Below are 7,256 nucleotides of genomic sequence, written 5' to 3' on the forward strand. Positions count from 1 at the left end.
CAGGGTGCGAGACTGGGCCGCATGCAGCCTGTGCTCGACCCGAACCCGAAGAACGGCCAGAAGAAGATGCTGCTCGTCTTCGGCTCGTTCTTCGCCATCTTCGTGATCATCGCCGTCATCGCGACGATCGCCTCGCCCTGACCCGGTTTGCGCCCCGATGGTGGGGCTAGCCCCCCATCCCCTAGGGGGCCAGGGTCAGGGTCAAGTGGGTGGGTCTCCGGATGGGTTGGCGGCGCCGGAATCCGTAGCTTCGAGATGTGACCGCACCAGGCGGCCAGGAGTACTCGAAGACCTACGGAGGCGACCATGCCGGCCCGCACGCACACGCGGCTCCACCCGGCGAACACGGGCAGCGTCGACATCCGGCTGCCCTGGTGGGCGCTCGCCCTGCCCGCTCTCGCGTTCATCGCGCTGCTCGCCCTGATACTGAACCCGTCGGACGCCCACGCGGCAAGCGGCGACCCGGCGATCACGCAGCTCTTCGAGCGCGTGCAGCAGCTCCTCGCGCGCTGACGCGGTGCCCCCGCACGCGGAGAATCCGCATGTCAACTCCCTGCGCCGCATGGTCTGTTTCATGCGAAGCTGAGCCCATGAGCGTCGCAGAACCCCGCAAGATCGTCCTCTTCCGGCATGCGAAAGCCGACTGGCCCCAGGTGTCCGACCATGAACGCCCGCTCGCCGAGCGCGGCCGCTCGGACGCCGCAGTCGCCGGGCGTAAGCTGGCCGACACCGGCATCACCTTCGGCCTGGCCCTGTGCTCCACGTCGGTCCGGACCCGCGAGACCTGGAAGCTCGCCGTCCACGAACTCGCCCACCGGCCGAAGACCCACTATGAGGAGCGGGTCTACGAGGCCTCGCCGGGCGAGCTGATCGCCGTGCTCAACGAGACCCCGGACGACGTGCAGACCCTGATCCTGATCGGCCACAACCCGGGCGTGCACGGTCTGGCCGACATCCTGGCCGGCGAGTCCGAGGGCGACGCCCTCACGCGGATGAACCGCCGCGGCTTCCCCACGGCGGCATTCGCGGTGCTGACCTTCGACGGCGCCTGGAAGAGCCTGGAGCCGGGCGTGGCCACGCTGGCGGACTACTGGGCACCCTCCGAGTGACGACACCCACGGCAGGAGGGCCCGGCACCACGGTGGCGCCGGGCCCTCCCCGCATCCGGTGCACGAGCCGTCCGGGGCGGCTCAGCCCTCGTCGTGGGTGTCGGCGGCCTCGACCTCTTCGCGGGTGACGCCCAGCAGATAGAGGACCGTGTCCAGGAAGGGGAAGTTCACCGCCGTGTGCGCGGCCTCGCGGACCACCGGCTTGGCGTTGAAGGCGACGCCCAGACCGGCCGCGTTCAGCATGTCCAGGTCGTTGGCGCCGTCACCGATCGCCACCGTCTGCGACAGCGGAACCCCGGCCTCCGCGGCGAACCGGCGCAGCAGCCGCGCCTTGCCCGCCCGGTCCACGATCTCGCCGGTGACTCGCCCGGTCAGCTTCCCGCCCACGATCTCCAGCGTGTTGGCCTGCGCGAAGTCCAGCCCCAGCCGCTCCTTCAGATCGTCCGTGACCTGGGTGAACCCGCCCGAGACGACGCCGACTTGGAAGCCGAGCCGCTTCAGGGTGCGGATGAGCGTGCGCGCGCCCGGCGTCAGCCGTACCTCGCTGCGCACCTTCTCCACCACGGAGGCGTCCAGCCCCTTCAGCAGTGCCACGCGCGCGTGCAGCGACTGCTCGAAGTCCAGCTCACCGCGCATCGCCGCCGCCGTCACCTCGGCGACCTGGTCCTCGCAGCCGGCGTGCGCGGCGAACAGCTCGATGACCTCGTCCTGGATCAGGGTGGAGTCCACGTCCATGACCACCAGCCGCTGGGCGCGCCGGTGCAGGCCCGCCGCGACGACGGCGATGTCGACACCCAGTGCCGCCGCGTCGGACGCCAGGGACGTGCGCAGCGGCTCCGTCTCCACCCCGGAGACGGCGAACTCCACTGCGGTCACCGGATACTTGGCGAGGCGGAAGATGCGGTCGATGTTGCCGCCGGCCTTCGCGATCCGGGCGGCGACGGCGGCCGTCGACTCGGCGGTGAGGGGGTGGCCGAGGACGGTCACCAGCGAGCGTCCGAGCCCGCGCGGACGGTTGTCACCGTGCCCCGAGATGATCTCCGCCTGCATCTTCATCGACTCGGCCCAGCTGTGCACGGTCGCCCGCAGGTCACCCTCCAGGCCGGCCGGCGGCTGGGTGACCAGAGCGCACAGCACCAGGCGACCCCGGGTGACGACCTGCTCGATGTCGACCACGTCGACGAGGTAGGCGGCAAGGGTGTCGAAGAGGCCGGCCGTGATGCCCGGCCTGTCCTTGCCGAAAATCTTGACGAGGAGAGTGGGGACCTCGGAGGTCTGCGAAGCGCTCATGGTGTCACCACCGTATCCGGCACCCAGTGCCTTCCGCCCGTGAGGTCCGCCTGACGGACACGGAACAATGGGTGTCCGTCCGATGTCGAGGATCTTGCCCCCGGACGACGGCCCGCACGGTGCGCCACCGGCGTACGACTGCGGCTCTACCACGACTGTGCCATGCCCGCGCTCGCCACGGGCACCACCAGGGCGTCCGCTCCGCACGGACGCTGCGGGCTCACCTCCTGGGCCGGCCGGGCGGCGGCGGTGCCACGGGCGGAGGCGGCGGCCCCTCGTCCGGCGTGTCGGGCGTGTCCGGCGCACGGTCACGCGGGCGCGAGCCGGGACGGCGCCGGGGTGAAGGGGGAGGCGGGCCGACGGGCCGCGCGAGGGTGGGGGCGCCGTACACATCGCCCCCGGCCGGCTGCGGCCGCGCGTCCTCGGGCTCCGCCCGCAGCTCCTCCGGCACCTGGAGATACGGGTTCGTGCCGGGGTTCGGCGGCCGATACGGCCTGCTCGGCACGTACGGCCCGGCCTCGCCACCGTACGCAGCCCGCCCCGGATCGCCGCCGTACCCCGAGTCCCTGCCCCGCACTCCATCCGGCACCTCACCCCGGGCCGCCCCCACCGCCCGTGCCCCCGCCGCTCCCACCGTCCGGGCGAGCAGCGCTCCCGCCGCCCCGGCTCCCGCTCCCCACACGGCACCCAGGAGCAGGGCCATTCCCAGATGGCCGTGCAGCTGGATGCCCGCGCCGAAGGCGTCGAAGCCCAGTACGGACAGGGAGGCGTCCACCGAGACGTCCGCCAGCCAGGCGAGGAAGGGCAGGGCGAGCGCGGTCACGATCCCCAGCCGCAGGGCGCAGCGGCCGGCGAACCCCGCCGCGCCACCCGTGCCGGGCACCGGCGTCCGTACCGCCGTCAGCACTCCGGCCAGCAGCATCATCAGCGCCGCCGCGACCACGAGCAGCCACACCCGCCCGTCCAGCTCGGCCAGCCGGCCCAGCGTGACGGGCTGGTCGGACCGCGCGCTCAGGAGCTGGTCGAGGGGGTGGGGCAGCACCGTGCCCAGGGCGCCGGTGGCCTTGCCGTCCCAGGGGACGAACAGTCCGATCGGGATGCCGAGCCACACCCCGTTCGGTGCGCCCAGGAGGGCCGCGCCCGCGATCCGCCCCGGGTGGTCGTCGCCGATGGCTGCGTACGCCGCCGCCGCGAGCCCGGCGGCCACGGCCACCAGCAGCACGGTGACGAGCGCCGAGACGGCCGGCCGCACCACCCGGTGCACGGCGTCCCAGCCGGGCGGAAGGGGGGCGCGGCGGGAGGCGAGCAGGGCGATCAGCAGGATTCCGGCGGACCAGCCGAGGCCGCCGAGGAGGGTGGGCGCGGTGTCCACGGTGAACCCGACGGAGGCCTTCGCGTCGATCAGATCACCGATCCGGTCCGGCAGCAGCCCGCCGACGTCCCCCAGGCCGGGGATGCTGAGGCCACCCCCCTTGCCGCCCCCGCCGGGCAGGTCGTCCAGGCCGAGCGAGCCGCCGTCGATCGTGATGACGTCGTGCCCGGCCCAGGCCAGCCCGCCGAGCGTCGCCACGAAGAGGGCGACCACCGCGCCGGCGCGCGCGAGGAGTTCGGACGGCGCGATCACAACTCCGGCCGCGCGCAGGGACCGTAGGAAGAACCACGACAGCAGCAGAGCACCGACCAGGCTCACCCCCAATGGCGTGATCTCGACGGCCGTGTGCGCCTCGGCGCCTTTCAGTCCGAAAGCGGACACATCGCCCGACGGTGAGACCGAACCACCCGCCCCGAGCGCCACAACGGCCGCCGTCATGGGGCCCAGTGAGCCCGCCGTGTCCGCCTGCAGCAGATGCAGACCGAGCGCGGCGGTGCCCGCCATCCCTATCAACGCCCAGCTGACCGCGGCGATCGCGGACAGCAGGATGTCCGTCCACGGCAGCGAGGTGCCGTGCCGTGCGGTCTCGACGCCCGTGGCAGCACTCATGGCAGACCCCCCGATCCGCGGCGCGGCACCGCAGCCGCGCTTGTCCCCCTCGCGGGGGATTACCACTCTCCGGCCCGGTTTCAACCCCGTCAACGGGGCGAGTTGAAGCGTGCACGGGCGCCCTTCACAAGGCCCGACTTTCGGACAAGGGGCCCAGCCTGAAATAGTTCCCCACGATGTTCGACATCCCTAGACTCCCTGTGATGGGGGTAACTCGGGGGACAACTCAGTGGGGCATGGAGTGCCGGAACTCGTACTGGAATCAAACGGACAGACCTGGACGCTAGACCCGTCCAGGCCCTACACCCTCGGACGCGATCCGCAGGGTGACATCGTCTTCGACGACGCCAGGGTCTCCTGGCGTCACGCCACGGTCAGCTTCAACGGCCGCAGTTGGGTCATCGAGGACCACGGAAGCACCAACGGCACCTTCGTGCAGGGCCAGCGGATCCACCAGATGGAGCTCGGCCCCGGCTCGGCGGTGCACCTCGGCAACGGGACCGACGGACCGCGCGTGAACCTCTCGGGTGCCGCCGTCGCTCAGCCTCAGCAGCAGGCGCAGGCGGCAGCACCGTACGCCGCCCAGGGCGCGGGGCCGGGCTGGGCGCAGCAGGCGCCGCAGCAGCCCGCACCGCAGGCCGACTGGCAGCAGCCGCAGCAGCCCGCACCGTTCCCGCAGCAGCAGGGCGGTCCGGAGGGCTACGTGCAGAAAACGCCCGGTGGTGGCGCGGGGGCGCCGCCGGTCTACGGCGACCGCAGCCCCACCACGTTCCACCAGTTCGCCATCGGCAACGTGATGCGCATCGGCCGTGCCCTGGAGAACGAGCTGGTCGTCTCCGACCTGCAGGTCTCCCGGCACCACGCCGAGTTCCACTCGGTGCCCGGCGGCCGCTTCGAGATCCGCGACCTGGGCTCGCACAACGGCACCTACGTCAACGGCCAGCCGATCGCCAAGGGCGGCTCGGTGCAGCTCGGCCCGAACGACATCGTCGGCGTCGGCCACTCCACCTTCCGCATCGTCGGCGACCGCCTCGAGGAGTTCGTCGACACCGGTGAGGTCTCCTTCTCCGCGCGCCACCTGACGGTCACGGTCGACGGCGGCAAACAGATCCTGAAGGACGTCTCCTTCGGCGTCCCGGAGAAGTCCCTGATCGCGGTCATCGGCCCGTCCGGCTCCGGCAAGTCGACCCTGCTGAAGGCGCTCACCGGCTACCGGCCCGCCAACCAGGGTGAGGTGCTGTACGACAACCGGAACCTGTACAAGCAGTTCGCCGAGCTGCGCCAGCGCATCGGTCTGGTCCCGCAGGACGACATCCTGCACAAGGAGCTGACCGTCAAGAAGGCCCTGAAGTACGCGGCCAAGCTGCGCTTCCCGGCCGACACCACGGCCGCCGAGCGTGACGCCCGCATCGACGAGGTGCTGCGCGAGCTGAAGCTCGACATCCACAAGGACAAGAAGGTCACCTCCCTGTCCGGTGGTCAGCGCAAGCGCGTCTCGGTGGCACTGGAACTGCTCACCAAGCCGTCGCTGATCTTCCTGGACGAGCCGACCTCCGGCCTCGACCCGGGCATGGACCGTGACGTCATGCAGCTGCTGCGCGGCCTCGCCGACGACGGCCGCACGGTCCTCGTGGTCACCCACTCGGTGGCCGAGCTGGCGATCTGCGACAAGCTCCTGGTGATGGCGCCGGGCGGTTCGGTGGCCTACTTCGGCCCGCCGGAGGAGGCGCTGAACTTCTTCGGCTACGACACCTGGGCCGACGTCTTCTCCGCCTTCGAGAACTACCGCGACTACGACTGGGCGGGCCGCTGGAAGGGTTCGCAGCACTACCAGATGTACGCCGCGGACATCGACGCCGTCGCCCCGCAGTCCGTACACATGCCTCCGCCGCAGGCCATCAGGCCGCCCAAGCCGCAGGGCTGGGGCTCACAGCTGATGACCCTGATCCGGCGGTACGTGGCGGTCATCGCCTCCGACAAGGGATTCCTGGCGCTGACGGTGATCCTGCCGGCGGTGCTCGGCGCGGTCAGCCTGCTGATCGACCACAACAAGGGCCTGCTGGTCAACGAGGCGGTCAACCCGCGCACCGGCCAGCACGTCCCGAACGGTACGGCCACGACCGTGCTGCTGATCCTCGCGGTCGGCGCGTGCTTCGCCGGTGCGGCGAACTCCGTCCGTGAGCTGATCAAGGAACGGGTCATCTACGAGCGGGAGCGCGCGACCGGTCTGTCCCGGTCGGCCTACCTGATGTCGAAGGTGGTCGTCCTGGGCGCGGTCACCGTGCTCCAGGGCCTGATGGTCGGCCTGATCGGCTTCTCCAGCCGTGAGATCCCCGACCAGGGGCTCGTCTTCGGCGGCTCGACGCTGTTCGAGCTGTGCGTGCCGATCATGGCGCTCGGCTTCACCTCGATGATGTTCGGTCTGGTGATCTCCTCGCTGGTGAAGACCGCAGAGAAGACCATGCCGCTGCTGGTGATGTTCGCGATCATCCAGGTCGTCTTCACCGGCTGCCTCTTCACCCTGCACGGCACCCTCGGGGTCAACGAGTTCTCGTACCTGATGCCGTCGCGCTGGGCGGTGGCCGCCGCGGGCGCCACGCTGGACTTCAACAACATCGCGCCGAACACCGACGACCCGGGCAGCACGGACCCGCTGTGGGACCACGCGGCCTCGGTCTGGTGCCTGAACATGGTCGCGCTGATCGCCCTCGGCGTGATCTGCGGCTTCTTCGTCGCCCGCTTCCTGCGCCGGCACGAGCCGGAGGTCATGCGGAAGTAACCGCACCCGGACGACGCGAAGGGCGGCACCCCTCGGGGGTGCCGCAACTTCACGGCAACTGGCCCGAACCGGCTGTGGCTAGCCGACATCACCGAAC

Annotated in this window: 6 protein-coding genes; 4 read left to right on the forward strand and 2 right to left on the reverse strand. The window is 71.1% G+C overall.

Annotation, left to right across the window (positions count from 1 at the left end):
- Positions 1-21: 21 nt before the first annotated feature.
- From ABZ471_RS28025 to ABZ471_RS28035, 3 genes are all read left to right on the forward strand, one after another.
- Positions 22-141: an SGM_5486 family transporter-associated protein gene (locus ABZ471_RS28025; RefSeq protein WP_359070079.1), complete on the forward strand. Its 120-nt coding sequence runs from the start codon at positions 22-24 to the stop codon at positions 139-141.
- Between the two features lie 165 nt (positions 142-306).
- Positions 307-513 carry a hypothetical protein gene (locus ABZ471_RS28030; RefSeq protein ID WP_359070080.1) on the forward strand — a complete coding sequence of 69 codons (207 nt, stop codon included), beginning with the start codon at positions 307-309 and terminating at the stop codon, positions 511-513.
- Between the two features lie 77 nt (positions 514-590).
- Positions 591-1,109, forward strand: coding sequence for a histidine phosphatase family protein (locus tag ABZ471_RS28035; RefSeq protein WP_359070082.1), 519 nt, complete (start codon positions 591-593; stop codon positions 1,107-1,109).
- A gap of 81 nt (positions 1,110-1,190) precedes the next feature.
- On the opposite strand, the gene serB is transcribed toward ABZ471_RS28035, so the two are convergent.
- Together serB and ABZ471_RS28045 are read right to left on the reverse strand one after the other, a co-directional pair.
- Positions 1,191-2,399: a phosphoserine phosphatase SerB gene (serB, locus tag ABZ471_RS28040; protein WP_359070083.1), complete on the reverse strand. Its 1,209-nt coding sequence runs from the start codon at positions 2,397-2,399 to the stop codon at positions 1,191-1,193.
- Positions 2,400-2,619: 220 nt separating this feature from the next.
- A complete protein-coding gene (locus ABZ471_RS28045) occupies positions 2,620-4,380 on the reverse strand; it encodes a streptophobe family protein (protein ID WP_359070084.1) in 1,761 nt (586 codons plus the stop codon).
- Positions 4,381-4,621: 241 nt separating this feature from the next.
- Here ABZ471_RS28045 and ABZ471_RS28050 point away from each other — a divergent pair, with 241 nt between their 5' ends.
- Positions 4,622-7,159, forward strand: a complete 2,538-nt coding sequence (locus ABZ471_RS28050) for an FHA domain-containing protein (RefSeq protein WP_359070088.1) — start codon at positions 4,622-4,624, stop codon at positions 7,157-7,159.
- Positions 7,160-7,256: the final 97 nt, after the last annotated feature.

Origin of the sequence: Streptomyces sp. NPDC005728 (assembly GCF_040630895.1) — a bacterium.
Taxonomy (GTDB): Bacteria; Actinomycetota; Actinomycetes; order Streptomycetales; family Streptomycetaceae; genus Streptomyces.

Coding starts and splice junctions, on each gene's coding strand:
- serB (WP_359070083.1), bottom strand. CDS start 2,399: ATGAGCGCTTCGCAGACCTCCGAGGTCCCCACTCTCCTCGTCAAGATT.
- ABZ471_RS28030 (WP_359070080.1), top strand. CDS start 307: ATGCCGGCCCGCACGCACACGCGGCTCCACCCGGCGAACACGGGCAGC.
- ABZ471_RS28035 (WP_359070082.1), top strand. CDS start 591: ATGAGCGTCGCAGAACCCCGCAAGATCGTCCTCTTCCGGCATGCGAAA.
- ABZ471_RS28045 (WP_359070084.1), bottom strand. CDS start 4,380: ATGAGTGCTGCCACGGGCGTCGAGACCGCACGGCACGGCACCTCGCTG.
- ABZ471_RS28025 (WP_359070079.1), top strand. CDS start 22: ATGCAGCCTGTGCTCGACCCGAACCCGAAGAACGGCCAGAAGAAGATG.